This window comes from Pseudomonas sp. P4_C8, from assembly GCF_056401975.1.
Genome location: NZ_JBFUIH010000023.1, coordinates 84,088 through 100,076, shown reverse-complemented (window position 1 = coordinate 100,076; position 15,989 = coordinate 84,088). Strand labels below are relative to the sequence as shown.

Sequence of the window (15,989 nt, the reverse complement as noted above, 5' to 3'; positions counted from 1 at the left end):
TTCTAATTATCGTTAGGACGCTACAGATTAGATCGTAGCCTTAAATCGTTACTAGCCCGCGTACACCCTCGGCTTCCATATTTTCACCGCAACCTTGCTGCACGATCTCGCCCCGGGACATCACCAGGTATTGATCAGCCAGTTCGGCGGCGAAATCGTAGAACTGCTCCACCAGCAAAATCGCCATGTCGCCACGGGCGGCGAGCTTCTTGATCACCGCTCCGATCTCCTTGATCACCGACGGCTGAATGCCTTCGGTAGGCTCGTCGAGAATCAGCAACCGTGGACGGCTGGCCAGAGCCCTGCCGATAGCAAGCTGCTGCTGTTGGCCGCCCGACAAATCACCGCCGCGCCGCTGCTTCATTTGCAGCAGTACCGGGAACAACTCGTAGATGAACGCCGGGACTTCCTTGGCTTCGGAGCCGGGGAAGCGTGAAAGGCCCATCAGCAGGTTTTCTTCGACGGTCAACCGGCCGAAGATTTCCCGACCCTGCGGTACGTACGCGATCCCTGCATGCACCCGTTGATGCGGCTTGAACGTGGTAATCGGTTTGCCTTCCCAGTTCACTGCGCCTTCTTTGGCCGGCAGCAAACCCATCAGGCACTTGAGCAGGGTAGTCTTGCCGACGCCGTTGCGCCCGAGCAGGCAGGTGACTTCACCGACTTTCACGTCAAACGTCAGGCCGCGCAGGATGTGGCTACCGCCGTAGTACTGGTGCAGCTTGTCGACTTGCAGCATGTTCAAATTCCCCTCAAATCCTTGTAGGAGCTGGCTTGCCAGCGAAGAGGCCATCGCATTCAACATCAATGCTGACAGGTCCATCGCTTTCGCTGGCAAGCCAGCTCCTACAGGTTGTTCTTATGCAGGCTCAGCGACCGAGATACACCTCAATCACCCGCTCGTTATCCTGCACCTGTTCCAGCGACCCTTCGGCCAGCACGCTGCCTTGGTGCAACACGGTGACGTGGTCGGCAATCGAACCCACAAACCCCATGTCATGTTCCACCACCATCAGCGAATGCTTGCCCGCCAGGCGCTTGAACAGTTCGGCAGTGAATTCGGTTTCGGCGTCGGTCATGCCCGCCACCGGCTCGTCGAGCAGCAGCAGTTGCGGGTCTTGCATCAGCAGCATGCCGATCTCCAGAAACTGCTTCTGACCGTGGGACAACAACCCCGCCGGGCGATTGACCGACGTCGTCAGGCGAATGGTTTCCAGCACTTCGCTGATGCGATCTTTCTGCTCACCACTCAGGCGCGCCCGCAGGCTGGCCCACACCGACTTGTCGGTTTTCTGCGCCAGCTCCAGGTTCTCGAACACGCTCAAGGCCTCGAACACGGTCGGCTTCTGGAACTTGCGACCGATACCGGCTTGGGCGATTTGCACTTCACTCATCTGCGTCAGATCCAGGGTTTCACCGAACCAGGCTTTACCGTGACTGGGGCGGGTCTTGCCGGTGATCACGTCCATCAGCGTGGTCTTGCCCGCGCCGTTGGGGCCGATGATGCAGCGCAGTTCGCCGACGCCGATGTACAGATTCAAGTCGTTCAGTGCCTTGAAGCCATCGAAGCTGACGCTGATGTCTTCCAGGGTCAGGATCGTGCCGTGGCGGGTATCGAGGCCTGGGCTGACGCGTTGGCCGTGGCTGATGGCGTCGCGGCTGGTGCCGGCGTCCTTGTTCGGTTCCACGGGGAAAAAGGCCGGTTCGAGCATGAATTCAGCCGTCGCAGTCACTCTCATTGCTCACCCCTTTTTTTCAGCAGACCGATCACGCCTTTAGGCAGATACAAGGTCACGACGATGAACAGCGCGCCGAGGAAAAACAGCCAGTATTCCGGGAACGCCACGGTGAACCAGCTCTTCATGCCGTTAACCACGCCGGCGCCCAGCAGCGGGCCGATCAACGTTCCGCGACCACCCAAAGCGACCCACACCGCCGCTTCAATGGAGTTGGTCGGCGACATTTCGCTCGGGTTGATGATCCCGACTTGCGGCACGTACAACGCACCGGCCAACCCACACAACACCGCACTCAACACCCACACAAACAGCTTGAAACCGCGCGGGTCGTAGCCGCAAAACATCAGGCGGTTTTCCGCATCGCGTAGCGCCGTCAGCACTCGACCGAACTTGCTCTGCGCCAGGCGCCAGCCGATGAACAGGCTGGCCACCAGCAACACCACCGTGGCGAAGAACAACACGGCGCGGGTGCCCGGTTCGGTGATGCCGAAACCGAGAATGCTGCGGAAATTGGTGAAGCCGTTGTTGCCACCAAATCCGGTCTCGTTGCGGAAAAACAGCAGCATCCCGGCGAAGGTCAGGGCCTGGGTCATGATCGAGAAATAGACGCCCTTGATCCGCGAACGGAAGGCGAAGAAGCCGAACACCAGCGCCAGCAGTCCCGGGGCCAACACCACCAGACACATGGCCCAGAGGAAGCTGCTGGTGCCGGCCCAGTACCACGGCAATTCGGTCCACGACAGGAACGTCATGAACGCCGGCAAGCCATCGCCCGAGGCCTGGCGCATCAAGTACATGCCCATCGCGTAGCCGCCGAGGGCGAAGAACAGGCCATGGCCGAGGGACAGTAAACCTGCGTATCCCCAGACCAGATCCAGTGCGAGGGCGACGATGGCGTAGCAAAGAATCTTGCCCACCAGCGTCAGCGTGTACGCCGAGACGTGCAACGTGCTGTCCGCCGGCAACAGCGACAGCAGCGGTAATGCCAGCAGCAGAGCGAGAATCACCGCACCGACAGCGATGCTGACTTTGGGGCCGGCTTTTTGTGTAGCGGTCACGAGCAGGGGCTGGTTCATCAGTCGATCACCCGTCCTTTCAGTGCGAAGAGGCCTTGCGGACGCTTCTGGATGAACAGAATGATCAGCGCGAGGATCAGGATTTTGCCGAGTACGGCACCGATCTGCGGTTCGAGAATTTTGTTGGCGATACCGAGGCCGAACGCGGCGAGCACGCTACCGGCCAACTGGCCGACACCGCCGAGCACCACCACCAGGAACGAGTCGATGATGTAGCTCTGGCCGAGGTCCGGGCCGACATTGCCGATCTGGCTCAGCGCCACGCCACCGAGGCCGGCAATGCCCGAGCCGAGTCCGAAGGCGAGCATGTCCACGCGCCCGGTGGGCACGCCGCAGCACTCGGCCATGTTGCGGTTCTGGGTGACGGCGCGCACGTTCAAACCCAGGCGGGTCTTGTTCAGCAGCAGCCAGGTCAGCACCACCACGAACAGTGCAAAGGCGATGATCACGATGCGGTTATACGGCAGCACCAGATTCGGCAGCACTTGAATCCCGCCCGACAACCACGCGGGGTTGGCTACTTCAACGTTCTGCGCGCCGAACAGCAATCGCACCAGCTGAATCAGCATCAAACTGATGCCCCAGGTGGCGAGCAAGGTTTCCAGCGGGCGGCCGTAGAGGTGACGAATCACCGTGCGCTCCAGCGCCATGCCGATGGCGGCGGTGACGAAGAACGCCACCGGCAACGCGATCAGCGGGTAGAACTCGATGGCCTGAGGGGCGTAGCGCTGGAACATCATCTGCACCACAAACGTCGAGTAGGCGCCGAGCATCAGCATCTCGCCGTGGGCCATGTTGATCACACCGAGCAGGCCGAAGGTGATCGCCAGACCGAGGGCGGCGAGCAGCAGGATCGAACCGAGGGACATGCCGCTGAACGCCTGACCGAGCAGCTCACCGATCAGCAGTTTGCGTTTGACTTGAGCGAGGCTGGTTTCGGCAGCGGTGCGCACCGTTGTATCGGCTTCGACACCCGGTGCCAGAAGGCTTTCGAGGCGGGTGCGGGCCAGTGGGTCGCCGGTTTCACCGAGCAAGCGCACAGCAGCGAGACGCACGGCCGGGTCGGTGTCGACCAGTTGCAGATTGGCCAATGCGAGGCTGAGCGCGGCGTGAACGCTTTCGTCTTTTTCGCCCGCCAGTTGCTGGTCGAGGAATTTCAGCTGCGCGGGTTTGGCGTTTTTTTGTAATTGCTGCGCTGCGGCCAGACGGGTTTTGGCGTCGGCGGAGAACAGTTGGTGACTGGCCAAGGCGGTGTCGATCAGACCCCGCAGGCGATTGTTCAGGCGCAGGGTTTTGGGTTGGCCGTCGACGGTCAGTTCGCCTTGTTGCAGGGCGTTGATCAGTTCGATACGGGCCGGATCGGGCTGCGCGGCCCAGGCCTCCAGCAGTTTTGCTTGCTGCATGGGGTTGGCGGCGACGAAGTCTTCGGCGTCGTTGGCGTGGGTGGCCATCGGCAGCAATAGCGCGATGGCGAGAATGAAGCGGTAAAGGGCAGTGGGCATGTCGAACGTCCTGGTCATACGCGGACCGTGTAGGAGCTGGCTTGCCGGCGAAGGCGGTGGGTCAGCTACATTGATGCTGGATGTGCCGCCGTCTTCGCTGGCAAGCCAGCTCCTACAGGTGTTGTGTCGGGTCCCGGGTGAGTGTCCGGGCCCGGCATCGCAGGGCTTAGTTGCTCTTCACCGCATACTCCGGTTTCTTGTCGTTGCCCTGAATGAACGGGCTCCACGGCTGGGCGCGGATCGGCCCTTCGGTCTGCCACACCACGTTGAACTGACCGTCGGCCTGAATCTCGCCGATCATCACGGGTTTGTGCAGGTGGTGGTTGGTCTTGTCCATGGTCAGGGTGTAGCCGGACGGAGCGGCAAAGGTCTGGCCGGCGAGGGCTTCGCGGACTTTGTCGACGTCGGTGGACTTGGCTTTTTCAGCCGCTTGCGCCCACATGTGAATGCCGACGTAGGTGGCTTCCATCGGGTCGTTGGTCACCGCTTTGTCGGCGCCGGGCAGGTTGTGTTTCTTGGCGTAGGCTTTCCAGTCCGCGACGAACTTCTTGTTCTGCGGATTCTCGACCGACTCAAAGTAGTTCCACGCCGCGAGGTTGCCCACCAGCGGTTTGGTGTCGATGCCGCGCAGTTCTTCTTCGCCCACGGAGAATGCCACGACCGGAACGTCGGTGGCTTTCAGACCCTGGTTGGCCAGCTCTTTATAGAAAGGAACGTTGGAGTCGCCGTTGACGGTCGAGATGACGGCAGTCTTGCCACCCGCCGAGAATTTTTTGATGTTGGCGACGATGGTCTGGTAATCGGCGTGACCGAACGGGGTGTAGACCTCTTCGATGTCCTTGTCGGCCACACCTTTAGAATGCAGGAACGAACGCAGGATTTTGTTGGTGGTGCGCGGGTAGACGTAGTCGGTGCCGAGCAGGAAGTAACGCTTGGCGCTGCCGCCTTCTTCGCTCATCAGGTATTCAACGGCGGGGATCGCTTGCTGGTTCGGCGCGGCGCCGGTGTAGAACACGTTTGGCGACATCTCTTCGCCTTCGTATTGCACCGGGTAGAACAGCAAGCCGTTGAGCTCTTCGAACACCGGCAACACCGATTTACGCGACACCGAAGTCCAGCAACCGAACACCACGGCCACCTTGTCCTGAGTCAGCAGCTGACGGCCCTTTTCCGCGAACAGCGGCCAGTTCGACGCCGGGTCCACCACCACTGGCTCCAGCATCATGCCGTTCACGCCGCCCTTGGCGTTGATCTCGTCGATGGTCATCAACGCCATGTCTTTGAGCGATGTTTCGGAGATCGCCATGGTGCCGGACAACGAATGCAGAATACCGACCTTGATGGTTTCGGCAGCCTGGACAGTCCAGGTCATGCCCATCGCGGCAATGCTTGCCGAGAGTGTAAAAGCCTTGATCAAGCTACGACGCTTCATTGTGCGATCTCCATGAACTTATGAATTTTCTTGGTTGGCAGATGCGGATTACTGAAGGCTGTTTTGCAAGGGCTGTGCCCGGTTGGCAAAAGTCGTGGAAATGACGGGTTAGAGCGGTTGTGCGGTTTGGGCAGCGCACCATGAAAGGACGAGGTCGGCGCGGTGGTGCGAGAGGGTGCGCTACATTGGGGCGCAGACCTTGCAGACAACACTGATCAAATGTGGGAGTGCGTCGAGTGCAGGATTTGTGGGCGATGATAAACCCCTGTAGGAGTGAGCCTGCTCGCGATAGCGGTATGTCAGGCAAAGTGATGCTGAATGTGCTGCCGTCTTCGCGAGCAGGCTCGCTCCCACATTTTTTTGCAGTGTTTCTAGGTGGGGACGACGTTATCCACCGCGCGGTTCACGGCCAGTTCCGCGAGCATGATGACCTGTTGAATCGCCATCGCCTTATGGCGTTGCGGGCCTATCAACTCGGTGGCGAAATCGCTGGCCAGGACACTGGCTGATGCCAAGGATTCACAGGCATTGACCAACAGGCTTTCGGTGTCGTTGTTTGGGGCGATCATGAACATGGTGCTGGGGCGGCGGGGTTTTTCGGTGTATGGCGTTGGGGGATCGAGGTAGTAGTCGAGGGCGCGTTTGATGGCGTCGCGATCCCTTAGCAGGTCTTCGTTGTGAGATGTTTCGGGATCGGAGGTGGTGGTGTCGATAGGTGGGTCTGGAACAATCTTCTTATTCATCTTGGGGTCTACTCAATTGAGGCCACCACTTAATCGTTCTCACACGATGAAGGGGTGGCAGCTATGTGCGGAGTGAGAAACCGGTGACCCCAAATCCGGCCGGACCGAAGTCCGCCCGCACACAGCCGCCATAGACATTGCTGGCAGCGGATAAGCTGGCGGCAATTATGGTGGTACTGATGTTGGATTAACAGGGGCTGCCGGGTTCTCACGCCCGATCACTGATGTGCAGTGACAGCCACAGACTAGACAGCCCGCGTCCGACGAACAACCTGAAAAAGTCGTGGGAAACGTCCGGTCATTTCACATCCAGATAAACACACATAAACAACCCCAGAATCACAATCCCTGTAGGAGCTGGCTTGCCAGCGAAAGCGGTATATCAGGCACATCGATGCTGTATGTGCCGCCGTCTTCGCTGGCAAGCCAGCTCCTACAGTTGATCTGTGTCGGACACTGAGTCTGTGAGCGACGATACCCCCCTGTAGGAGCTTGCTTGCCAGCGAAAGCGGTGGGGCAGTCACATCAATGCTGGATGTGTCGCCGTCTTCGCTGGCAAGCCAGCTCCTACATGGTCACAAAGATGAGGCCGATTCAGTCTGTCGGCTGAAACGCGACAACAGCACGCGATCCAGCACCCAGACCACCACCAAGGATGCGCCCACCAGCGGAAACATCACCGCCAGGGCGAACATGATGACCATCGCGGTTTTCCATTTCGGCAGGTCGTGGCGTAGCGGCGGCACACCGAATTTGCCCTGTGGCCGACGCTTCCACCAGATCACCACGCCGCTGACGGCGCTGAGCAGGATCATCAGGCAGATCAGCAACACGATGATCTGATTGAACACACCGAACATCTTGCCTTCGTGCAGCATCACGCCGATTTCCGTGGCGCGGGCGACGGTGCCGTATTGCTCGTAACGCACATCGGCGAGGACGTCGCCGGTGTATTGATCGACGTGCAGTGTGGCGTCGTTGCGCGGGTCGTCGGCGAACACGGCGATGGTGAACACGCCGGTGGCGGTTTTCGGGAAGGTGATGCTGTAACCCGGCTCGACCTTGCGTTGTACGGCGATGTTCTGCACGTCTTGCAGGCTGATGGTCGGCGCGGCCGGGCCGGCCTGTGCGCCGTCGTGGGTCATGTGTTCGGCGTGGTCGCCGGACATCGGCATCGGCGTGTTTTCCATGGCCCAAGGCACGGTCTGGCGAGTGGCGGTGTTGAGGCTGCGGGCCTCGACATCGGATTTGGGCACGTTGTCCCACATGGCGGCCGGGAACACGTTCCAGACGCCTGCGTATTTCTCACCCCAGAAACCAGTCCAGGTCATGCCGCTGAGCAACATCACCAACAGCAGCGATGCGCCCCAGAACCCGGTCACGGCGTGCAGGTCACGCCACAACACGCGACCGCGACTGGTCAGGCGCGGCCACAAAATCCCCGCCGCCTGGCCACGCGGCCACCACAGGAACACCCCGGACACCACCAGGACGACGCCCCAACCGGCGGCCATTTCGATCAGCCGATCGCCCACGGTGCCGATCATCAGCTCGCCGTGAATGGCTCGCGCGATGGCTTGCAGATTCATCTTGGCGTCTTGCTCGCCGAGGATGTCGCCTTGGTAGGGATCAATGAACACGTTCAGCTCGGTGCCGGCATTGACCACGACAAATTGCGCGCTGCGTTCGGCGTTAACCGGTGGCAGGTACTGCTTGATGGTGGCTTGTGGATACGCTTCTTTCACCCGCGTGAGCAAGTCGTCGGCGGGCACGGTGTGGTGGCCGGCAGGGACGTTCAGCAGGCTGCCGTACATCAACGGATCGAGTTGCGGTTTGAACAGGTAAATGATGCCGGTCAGGGCCAGCATCACCATGAAGGGCGCCACGAACAGACCGGCATAGAAATGCCAGCGCCAGGCCAGATTGTAGAAGTTTGGTTTGGGCTGTTTCATCACGTGTGCTCCGCTTTTGGCATGGATCTTTTAGTTGTTTGTTGGCGGTTGCTTTGCAACCGATCGCGAGCAGGCTCGCTCCCACATGGACAGTGGTGTACCTGCTCGCGAAGCTTTTTAGAAACTCATGTCAACCTTGGTCCAGAGCGTTCGCCCCGGTTCTTTAATGGCCTGCGGGTTTTGGGCCGGGTAGCCAAAACCGGCGTTGCCGGCCAGGTTCAAGTGCTCGGCGTAGGCCTTGCCGAACAGGTTGTCGACGCCGGTGCTGACCCTCCAGTGCTGGTTGATCCGGTAGGCACCGTTGAGCGAGAACACGCCAAAGCCCGGGGTCTTGTCGAAGTCTTTGCCGACGACGTTGCCCTTGTTCAGGTCGATGCGGTTTTGCGCGGCGACTACCCGCCACAGCGCCCCGGCACTCCAGTTGTCTTCGCTGTAGGTGAGGCCGAAACGCGCGTCCAGTGGCGGCATTTGTGGCAGTGGGTTGCCGTCGCTGCTGTTCTTGCCCCAGGCGTAGGCCAGGGTCGCGTCGGCTTTCCAGTTGTTGGTCAACCGGTAGGCCGCACCGAGTTCGCCGCCCATGATGCGGGCGTCGATGTTTTTTGCCTGGGAGAGAGTTCCCGTCGGGGTCGGGATGTAGTTGAACAGGATGTAGTCGTGCACTTTCCCGACGTAACCCGAGACCCAGGCATCAAGGTCTTCGGTTCTGTATTGCAGGCCGAAGTCGAGCTGGGTGGTTTTCTCAGGCTTGATCGAATCGAAGGCATTCACCGAACCGACGGGGCCGCTCTTGGGTGAAAACAGCTCCCAGTAATCCGGGAATCGTTCGGTGTGACCGAGGCCTGCGTACAGGGTGGTCGGGCTGTCGGCCAAGTCATGCTCATAACGGGCGAAGCCGCTCGGCAGGGTGTCGGTGCGGGTATCGTCGGCGGTCGGGTTGGGGCGTTTCGTCATCCCTGAACCGATGGTTTGCCGGTAGTCCTTGGCCGAGGCGCGGTCCAGACGCGCGCCGGTAATCAGCCTGTCCTGGTCGGCGGCGTACCAGGTCAGTTCGCTGAAGACACCGTAGTTGTGGAAGTCGGCGTCCTCGGTGTACGGCAGGTCCTTGTAGGTATTGATGCCCGCACTGCCGCGCTGGCGGTGTTCGCTGGTTTGCACGTCGATACCGCTGATCAGCTGCACGACGCCCCAGCGCCAGGTGCCTTTGACCCTGCCGCCGACGGTTCGACGGTCGACATTCGACGCCCTCGGGCCGGACATCATCCCGGTGCCGGACGGCGTGCGCAGGGTGTAGTTGTCCATCACGTGGTCGGCGTAGTTGTAGTAAATCTGGCCTTCGATCTTATCCAGCACGTCGCCGACGTTCGATTTTTCGAAGCGCAGACCCAGGCTTTCGCGCAGGAACTGCGAGCCGTCCATGCCACGCCCGGCGTAACGCGCTTCACCATCGCTTTTGCCAGCGGTCAGCTCTAGCAGGGTGTCGGCGTCCGGGGTCCAGCCGAGTGCGACGTCACCGTTCCACTTGTCGTAGCGCGAGGGCACGGTGTCGTTGTTGCCATCCCGGTAATCGTCGGCGTGTGCAGTGTTGCCGATCACTCGCACGTAGCCCAGCGACCCGCCGGCCGCGGCGTCCACCAGTTTGTCGAAGCGGCCGTTGGAGCCTGCCAGCAAGCTGGCATTCACCCGGGTGCCGAGTTCACCGAAGCTTTCTGGCTCACGGTCGAAGAGGATCGTCCCGGCGGAAGCGCCCGGCCCCCACAGTACGGTTTGCGGGCCTTTGATCACGGTGAGTTTGTCGTAGGTTTCCGGCGAGATGTACGAGGTTGGCGCGTCCATCCGGCCAGGGCAGGCGCCCAGTAATTGGCCGCCGTTGGTGAGGATGTTCATCCGCGAGCCGAACATGCCGCGCAGCACCGGGTCGCCGTTGGTGCCACCGTTGCGCACGAGGGCGAAGCCGGGGATGGTTTTCAAGTAATCGCCGCCGTCGCTGGCCGGCACCGGTTGGCGCGGGTCCTTGGGGTTGGTGACGATGGTCAGCGGAGAGCTGGGGGCGATCGCGGTGATCACCGTCGGGCTCAGCTCTTCGTTGTGGCCGGCGTGTTCATCGGCCAGCGCCATCGGTGTCAGTAGAACGCCACACAGGAATGCGGTGGCGTGCCTGAATCGAACACCGGGTTCGTTCAGGGTTAAAGAAGCTTGGGCAGGGCGCAAGCGTGAGTCAGCAGAAAACCTGGACATGACAATTTCCATCGAACGGCATAAACGACACGGCCGGCAGCCGAGGCAATATCCTTGTGGGAACGAGCCTGCTCGCGAAGGCGGTGTGCCAGACGACATCAATGTTGACTGACACTCCCTCTTCGCGAGCGGGCTCGCTCCCACAGGATTGCGTGGCTGGTTTAACCGTGTGAGATCAGAGGTGGGTGTTTACGCAACGATGGGCGGGGCGCGGGTTCGGGCGCCGGGGAAGAAAGGTTGCCGGGCGTGGCCCAGGCGGGGAGACGGGGTAGTGAATGTGCTGGCGGGCGGGGTGTTGAAGGCTGTGAACGAAACACCGCCGGTCAGCGCCGGGCAATTGAACAGCAGGCTGCAATAGCCGCATTTTTCCCAGATCGCGTGGTGTGAGGCCTTGGGCGGGCAGTGTTCGTCGGCGGGTTGCGCGCCGTGGTCGGCGTGATCCATCGCCGACATGTCCATGCTCATGTCCATGCTCATGTCCATCGACATGTTCATGGTCATTGCAGAGGCGCGTTGATCCATCGGCATCGACTGAGAAATCAGCGGGCCGATAAAGATCATCAACATGGCGAACAGGCTGATCCAGCTGCCGCGCGTCAGGCTCAATGACTGACGACGTGACGCGGATGACCTGGCGCTAAGCGGGCGCATGGCGGCTTCTGCTCAGCGAATTACTGGGTGTGAACGTGCATCTGCGTGTCTTGCGGCGGCTTTTTCTGCACGGCGACTTCGACCGTCACATCGCCGGCTTTCTCGAAATGCATCGTCAGCGGGAAGTGTTTGCCCTCGCTCAGCAGGCTGCGATCTTTCAGCTCCAGCAGCATCACGTGATAGGCCATCGGCGCAAACGTGACGTTGCCGCCGGCGGGGATCTCGACGCTCGGCACGTGTTGCATTTTCATCATATCGTTCTGCATCACGTGCTCGTGTAACTGGGCCTCGCCCGAAATCGGCGAATCGACACTGAGCAGGCGGTCAGCGGTTTTGCCGCTGTTGTGAATCACGAAATAGGCGGCAACGGTTGGCGCGTTGGGCGGAAGCTCTTGCGACCACGGGTGAGCGATTTCCAGCTCGCCGACTTTGTATTCGTGGGCATTGGCAAAGCAGGCAGGCAGCAGCAACGCAGCCAAAACGATGAGTTTGTTCAACATGGCAGTTCTCCGGAACGATTCAAAACGCAGGTCAATTGCGAGAAAGAATCACACCAGAGGGGACGCGCGGGGGTTGAGACTCGGCCATTGCTGGCGCGGTGTGGGGGTGTCGAGTGTGGCGGCGGGCCGGCTTCGATTGCTCTCGAAGTGCGCGAAATACAGCTGCGGCTCATGTCCCGGCAGTGCCACCAAGGGGGCGGAGCCCGAGCAACACCAGCAATGCTGCATGTTGGAATGATCATCACCCTGTGGTGCTTTTTGCCCGATATCGCCCAGGGAAATCGCCACCATCTTGGTGCCGCTGGACGTACAGAAACTGCCCCACAGCAATTGCTCGGCGGGTGATTTCGCCGCCTGCGCCATCGCATTGCTCATCGGCATGGCGAGCATGTTGAACAGCACTGCGAAGCAGGCGATCCAGGCAATTGCAAGCCGATGTCGGGACATGGGACAAATCCGTTTGGGTGGGCGATCAAGCGCGGCTATTTAGCCTGATCAGGGCCGATAAGTAAAAAAGCGGCGTGCGGTGTGGTGTCGCAGTGCCTGAGTTAACAGAAGCAGCATGCTGTGAGCCATTTCCAACTCGCCGTTATGAAAGAGTGTAGCGACTTCGATTCGGATTGCCTGAGCAAAAAGTGGATCACTTTGAATTCGTGCGCGGATGGTGTGTTTGACGTCTCTGAACGCCAAGCGAATGAAACGTCCGTCTCCGGAATCTTCCTCTTCGCTGGCTTGGAGGTAGTTCCACATATCGGCGGGTGTCTGGAGAAACTCCGCGATATCGAAACGAGAGAATTTTTCAGTCATTCGGTACTCCGAGCGCTACATTCATGGAGCCCGGAAACATAGAGGAAGGGTTACGCCCTTACGAGTCAGCCGATTTGGATAGTGCTGTGTGAGCGGTCCGATAGAAATGTAAGACGTTGCGCAATTTCTGTAGCAGCTGCCGAAGGCTGCGTCCGGCTGCGAAGCAGTCGTAAATCCTGCATCCACGGTTAGCCTGAAAGATCGAGGTGCCTGATTTTACGACTGCTGCGCAGCCGGACGCAGGCTTCGCCAGCTGCTACAGGTTTTGTGTCGATCTCTGGGCCAGGGCAGCCAGTACGTCATCCACCGCCCCAAACTCCCGATCAACCCCTGGCAACACCGGCCGCCTCAAAACAATCACCGGCACCCCACGCTCCCGCGCCACTTCCAGCTTCGGCTCCGTCGCCGTGCTGCCGCTGTTCTTACTGATCAGCACATCAATCTGCCGACGCTCAAACAGCTCTCGCTCATCCTCGATCACAAACGGCCCACGCGCGCCGATGACTTCGCAGCGTTCGTTGCCGGGATAAACCTCCAGCGCACGCAAGGTCCAGAATTGCTCTGGCGGAATATCGTGCAGGTGTTGCAACGGTTCGCGGCCGAGGGTGAACAAGGGGCGATGGAAGGGTTTCAGGGTTTCGATCAGTCCGGCCCAGTCGCTGACTTCGCGCCAGTCATCTCCAGACTGAGGTTGCCAGGCCGGCCGTCGTAGCGCCCAGCAGGCAATGCCGGTCAATTGCGCGGCGGTGGCGGCGTTCTGGCTGATTTGTGCAGCGTAGGGATGGGTCGCGTCCAACAGCAGATCGATCCCTTCATCGCGAATGAATTGCGCCAAGCCTTCAGCACCGCCATATCCACCGACGCGCACCTGACAGGTCAAATCCGTCGGCACGCGACCGACACCGGCCAGGCTATAGATGTGTTCTGGCCCCAGCGTGCGAGCGATGGCCAGCGCTTCCGTCACACCACCGAGCAGCAAAACGCGTTTCATTGAAAAACTCCCGCATGGCCGACAATCCCGCCCTGACGGTCAATCGCAAACACTTCGACCTGAACTTGCGCCGGCACTACGCTGCGGGCAAATTCCAGTGCGTGCTGACACACCGCATCACCCAGCGCGATACCCGCCGCACTGGCCATCGCCAAGGCTTGCTGGCTGGTGTTGGCCTCGCGAATGGCCTGTTGCAGCGCCTCATCAGCTCCGACTGCCGCTGCCCATTCGGCCAGTTGCGGCAGGTCGATGCTGGAGTGTCGGCTGTGCAAATCCATGTGCCCGGCCGCCAGTTTGCTGATCTTGCCGAAGCCACCACAGAGGCTGAGTTTATCCACAGGTACTTTGCGCAAGTGTTTGAGCACCGCGCCGACGAAGTCGCCCATTTCGATCAGCGCGATTTCCGGCAGGTTGTAGACCCGGCGCATGGTGTCTTCGCTGGCGTTGCCGGTGCAGGCGGCGATGTGCAGGTAACCATTGGTTTTGGCAACGTCGATGCCCTGGTGGATCGAGGCGATGTAGGCCGCGCAGGAAAACGGCCGGACGATGCCGCTGGTGCCAAGAATCGATAGCCCGCCGAGAATCCCCAAGCGCGGATTCATGGTTTTCAGCGCCAGAGCTTCGCCGTCCTCGACGTTGACGGTGACCTCGAAGCCGCCGTTGTAGCCGAGTTCAGCGGCCAACAACGCCAGGTGATCGGTGATCATTTTGCGCGGCACCGGGTTGATCGCCGGCTCGCCGACGGCCAGCACCAATCCGGGGCGCGTCACCGTGCCGACACCGCGCCCAGCCTTGAAACGAATATCCGGCTCGGCGCACAGGCGCACTTGTGTGTACAGCAGGGCGCCGTGGGTCACGTCAGGGTCATCGCCGGCGTCCTTGAGGGTCCCGGCTTCGGCGCCGTCGTCGGTCAGGCGACAAAATTCCAGGCGCATCTGCACCTGCTTGCCCTTGGGCAAAACGATCTCGACCGCGTCAGCACCAACCCCGGCCAACAGCAGACGCGCCGCCGCCAGGCTGGTGGCGGTGGCGCAGCTGCCCGTCGTCAGGCCGCTGCGCAGCGGGGCGGGTTGTTCGGCGGTTTCGTCACGCATCGCAGGGCTTCGTCACGTCCAGCAAGGTAATGGGCAGCGCCTGGCGCCAGGTGTCGAACTCACCCAACGGCTGCGCCTGGGCAATGTGGATGCGGGTCAGTTCACCGCCGTGGCGTTCGCGCCAGGCCATCAGGGTCATTTCACTTTGCAGCGTGACCGCGTTGGCTATCAATCGGCCTCCGGGTTTGAGTTGCGCCCAGCAGGTGTCGAGCACGCCTTCGCGAGTGACACCGCCACCGATGAAGATCGCGTCCGGGCGTTCGAGTCCGGTCAGTGCCTGTGGTGCGTTACCGCGAATCAGTTGCAGGCCGGGAACGCCGAGGGCGTCGCGGTTGTGTTCGATCAGCAGCTGCCGACCTTCATCGGCTTCAATGGCCAGTGCGCGGCAAGTCGGGTGTGCGCGCATCCACTCGATGCCAATCGAACCGCTGCCAGCACCGACATCCCACAGCAGCTCACCGGGCACCGGCGCGAGGCGCGCCAGGGTGATGGCGCGCACGTCACGCTTGGTCAATTGGCCGTCGTGCCTGAAGGCCGAATCGGGCAACCCGGCCAGTCGTGACAGGCTCGGCGCATTCGGCTCGGCGATGCACTCGATGGCGATAAGGTTCAGATCGGCAACCTGTGGATCATTCCAGTCGTTGGCAACGCCATCGATGCGCCGTTCGGCGATACCGCCCAGATGTTCCAGCACGGTGAGGCGGCTCGGGCCGAAACCGCGTTCGCGCAGCAGTGCGGTAATCGCCGCCGGGGTTTGACCGTCGTTGCTCAGCACCAGCAAACGTACGCCGCTGAACAACTGTGCATTGAGGGCCGCGACCGGCCGGGCAACCACTGAAAGCGTCACCACATCCTGCAACGGCCAGCCCATTCGCGCGGCTGCCAGCGAACAAGAGGAGGGCGCCGGGAGGATCTGCATTTCATCAGCGGGCACTTGCCGTGCCAGGCTGGCGCCCACGCCAAAGAACATCGGATCGCCGCTGGCCAGCACGCACACCGGCTCACCGCGACGGGCCAACAGCGGCTCAAGGGAAAAAGGACTCGGCCACAACTGGCGTTTGCCACGGATGCACACCGGCAGCAAATCCAGTTGCCGCTGACCGCCCATGATCCGCGAAGCGCGCAGCAGGGCATGCCGGGCGTTTCTGCCCAGGCCCTTGAAGCCGTCTTCACCGATTCCCACTACTGTCAGCCAGGGTGACATCTGCAGTCCTTAAAAATAGTCCTCAAACGGACGGTTCCGACGGGCAGGCTTTTCATGCCGCCT

Annotated in this window: 15 protein-coding genes; all 15 read right to left on the bottom strand. The window is 60.9% G+C overall.

Annotation, left to right across the window (positions count from 1 at the left end):
- Nucleotides 1–40: 40 nt before the first annotated feature.
- Complete coding sequence (urtE, locus tag AC1DWM_RS16295) at nt 41–739, bottom strand: urea ABC transporter ATP-binding subunit UrtE (protein WP_477795649.1); 699 nt, start codon at nt 737–739, stop codon at nt 41–43.
- 130 nt (nt 740–869) lie between these two features.
- Nucleotides 870–1,739, bottom strand: a complete 870-nt coding sequence (gene urtD / locus AC1DWM_RS16290; protein WP_477795648.1) for an urea ABC transporter ATP-binding protein UrtD — start codon at nt 1,737–1,739, stop codon at nt 870–872.
- Complete coding sequence (gene urtC / locus AC1DWM_RS16285) at nt 1,736–2,815, bottom strand: urea ABC transporter permease subunit UrtC (protein WP_477795647.1); 1,080 nt, start codon at nt 2,813–2,815, stop codon at nt 1,736–1,738. Before urtC ends, urtD begins: the two co-directional genes overlap by 4 nt.
- Nucleotides 2,815–4,317 (bottom strand): urea ABC transporter permease subunit UrtB, encoded by a 1,503-nt coding sequence (gene urtB, locus AC1DWM_RS16280; RefSeq protein ID WP_477795646.1) that lies wholly within the window; start codon nt 4,315–4,317, stop codon nt 2,815–2,817. The genes urtC and urtB overlap by 1 nt, the downstream gene beginning before the upstream one ends.
- A gap of 166 nt (nt 4,318–4,483) precedes the next feature.
- Complete coding sequence (gene urtA, locus AC1DWM_RS16275) at nt 4,484–5,749, bottom strand: urea ABC transporter substrate-binding protein (protein ID WP_223515089.1); 1,266 nt, start codon at nt 5,747–5,749, stop codon at nt 4,484–4,486.
- 371 nt (nt 5,750–6,120) lie between these two features.
- The gene (locus AC1DWM_RS16270) at nt 6,121–6,492 is read right to left on the bottom strand and encodes a DUF6124 family protein (RefSeq protein WP_477795645.1); all 372 of its coding nucleotides are present in this window, start codon (nt 6,490–6,492) and stop codon (nt 6,121–6,123) included.
- A 575-nt stretch (nt 6,493–7,067) separates the two neighbouring features.
- Nucleotides 7,068–8,444, bottom strand: a complete 1,377-nt coding sequence (locus tag AC1DWM_RS16265) for a PepSY-associated TM helix domain-containing protein (RefSeq protein WP_223515095.1) — start codon at nt 8,442–8,444, stop codon at nt 7,068–7,070.
- A gap of 117 nt (nt 8,445–8,561) precedes the next feature.
- Nucleotides 8,562–10,679, bottom strand: coding sequence for a TonB-dependent copper receptor (locus AC1DWM_RS16260; protein ID WP_477795644.1), 2,118 nt, complete (start codon nt 10,677–10,679; stop codon nt 8,562–8,564).
- 189 nt (nt 10,680–10,868) lie between these two features.
- Entirely contained in the window at nt 10,869–11,330 is a 462-nt protein-coding gene (locus AC1DWM_RS16255) for a DUF2946 domain-containing protein (protein WP_477795643.1), read from the bottom strand.
- 20 nt (nt 11,331–11,350) lie between these two features.
- A complete protein-coding gene (locus AC1DWM_RS16250) occupies nt 11,351–11,830 on the bottom strand; it encodes a copper chaperone PCu(A)C (protein WP_223515102.1) in 480 nt (159 codons plus the stop codon).
- 48 nt (nt 11,831–11,878) lie between these two features.
- Nucleotides 11,879–12,277 carry a DUF2946 domain-containing protein gene (locus AC1DWM_RS16245; RefSeq protein WP_477795642.1) on the bottom strand — a complete coding sequence of 133 codons (399 nt, stop codon included), beginning with the start codon at nt 12,275–12,277 and terminating at the stop codon, nt 11,879–11,881.
- A 48-nt stretch (nt 12,278–12,325) separates the two neighbouring features.
- Nucleotides 12,326–12,637, bottom strand: coding sequence for a hypothetical protein (locus AC1DWM_RS16240; RefSeq protein ID WP_223515117.1), 312 nt, complete (start codon nt 12,635–12,637; stop codon nt 12,326–12,328).
- 256 nt (nt 12,638–12,893) lie between these two features.
- Nucleotides 12,894–13,628, bottom strand: a complete 735-nt coding sequence (locus AC1DWM_RS16235; protein WP_477795641.1) for a cobalt-precorrin-6A reductase — start codon at nt 13,626–13,628, stop codon at nt 12,894–12,896.
- Nucleotides 13,625–14,722, bottom strand: a complete 1,098-nt coding sequence (locus tag AC1DWM_RS16230) for a cobalt-precorrin-5B (C(1))-methyltransferase (protein ID WP_223515122.1) — start codon at nt 14,720–14,722, stop codon at nt 13,625–13,627. The genes AC1DWM_RS16235 and AC1DWM_RS16230 overlap by 4 nt, the downstream gene beginning before the upstream one ends.
- On the bottom strand, nt 14,715–15,926 hold the full coding sequence (gene cbiE, locus AC1DWM_RS16225) for a precorrin-6y C5,15-methyltransferase (decarboxylating) subunit CbiE (protein WP_477795640.1): 1,212 nt from the start codon (nt 15,924–15,926) through the stop codon (nt 14,715–14,717). The genes AC1DWM_RS16230 and cbiE overlap by 8 nt, the downstream gene beginning before the upstream one ends.
- Nucleotides 15,927–15,989: the final 63 nt, after the last annotated feature.

What these genes read in the sequence shown, in the direction of transcription:
- AC1DWM_RS16240 (WP_223515117.1), bottom strand. Translation starts at nt 12,637, where the DNA reads ATGACTGAAAAATTCTCTCGTTTCGATATCGCGGAGTTTCTCCAGACA.
- AC1DWM_RS16260 (WP_477795644.1), bottom strand. Translation starts at nt 10,679, where the DNA reads ATGTCCAGGTTTTCTGCTGACTCACGCTTGCGCCCTGCCCAAGCTTCT.
- urtE (WP_477795649.1), bottom strand. Translation starts at nt 739, where the DNA reads ATGCTGCAAGTCGACAAGCTGCACCAGTACTACGGCGGTAGCCACATC.
- AC1DWM_RS16250 (WP_223515102.1), bottom strand. Translation starts at nt 11,830, where the DNA reads ATGTTGAACAAACTCATCGTTTTGGCTGCGTTGCTGCTGCCTGCCTGC.
- cbiE (WP_477795640.1), bottom strand. Translation starts at nt 15,926, where the DNA reads ATGTCACCCTGGCTGACAGTAGTGGGAATCGGTGAAGACGGCTTCAAG.
- AC1DWM_RS16265 (WP_223515095.1), bottom strand. Translation starts at nt 8,444, where the DNA reads ATGAAACAGCCCAAACCAAACTTCTACAATCTGGCCTGGCGCTGGCAT.
- AC1DWM_RS16230 (WP_223515122.1), bottom strand. Translation starts at nt 14,722, where the DNA reads ATGCGTGACGAAACCGCCGAACAACCCGCCCCGCTGCGCAGCGGCCTG.
- AC1DWM_RS16245 (WP_477795642.1), bottom strand. Translation starts at nt 12,277, where the DNA reads ATGTCCCGACATCGGCTTGCAATTGCCTGGATCGCCTGCTTCGCAGTG.
- urtB (WP_477795646.1), bottom strand. Translation starts at nt 4,317, where the DNA reads ATGCCCACTGCCCTTTACCGCTTCATTCTCGCCATCGCGCTATTGCTG.
- urtA (WP_223515089.1), bottom strand. Translation starts at nt 5,749, where the DNA reads ATGAAGCGTCGTAGCTTGATCAAGGCTTTTACACTCTCGGCAAGCATT.
- AC1DWM_RS16255 (WP_477795643.1), bottom strand. Translation starts at nt 11,330, where the DNA reads ATGCGCCCGCTTAGCGCCAGGTCATCCGCGTCACGTCGTCAGTCATTG.
- AC1DWM_RS16270 (WP_477795645.1), bottom strand. Translation starts at nt 6,492, where the DNA reads ATGAATAAGAAGATTGTTCCAGACCCACCTATCGACACCACCACCTCC.
- AC1DWM_RS16235 (WP_477795641.1), bottom strand. Translation starts at nt 13,628, where the DNA reads ATGAAACGCGTTTTGCTGCTCGGTGGTGTGACGGAAGCGCTGGCCATC.
- urtC (WP_477795647.1), bottom strand. Translation starts at nt 2,815, where the DNA reads ATGAACCAGCCCCTGCTCGTGACCGCTACACAAAAAGCCGGCCCCAAA.
- urtD (WP_477795648.1), bottom strand. Translation starts at nt 1,739, where the DNA reads ATGAGAGTGACTGCGACGGCTGAATTCATGCTCGAACCGGCCTTTTTC.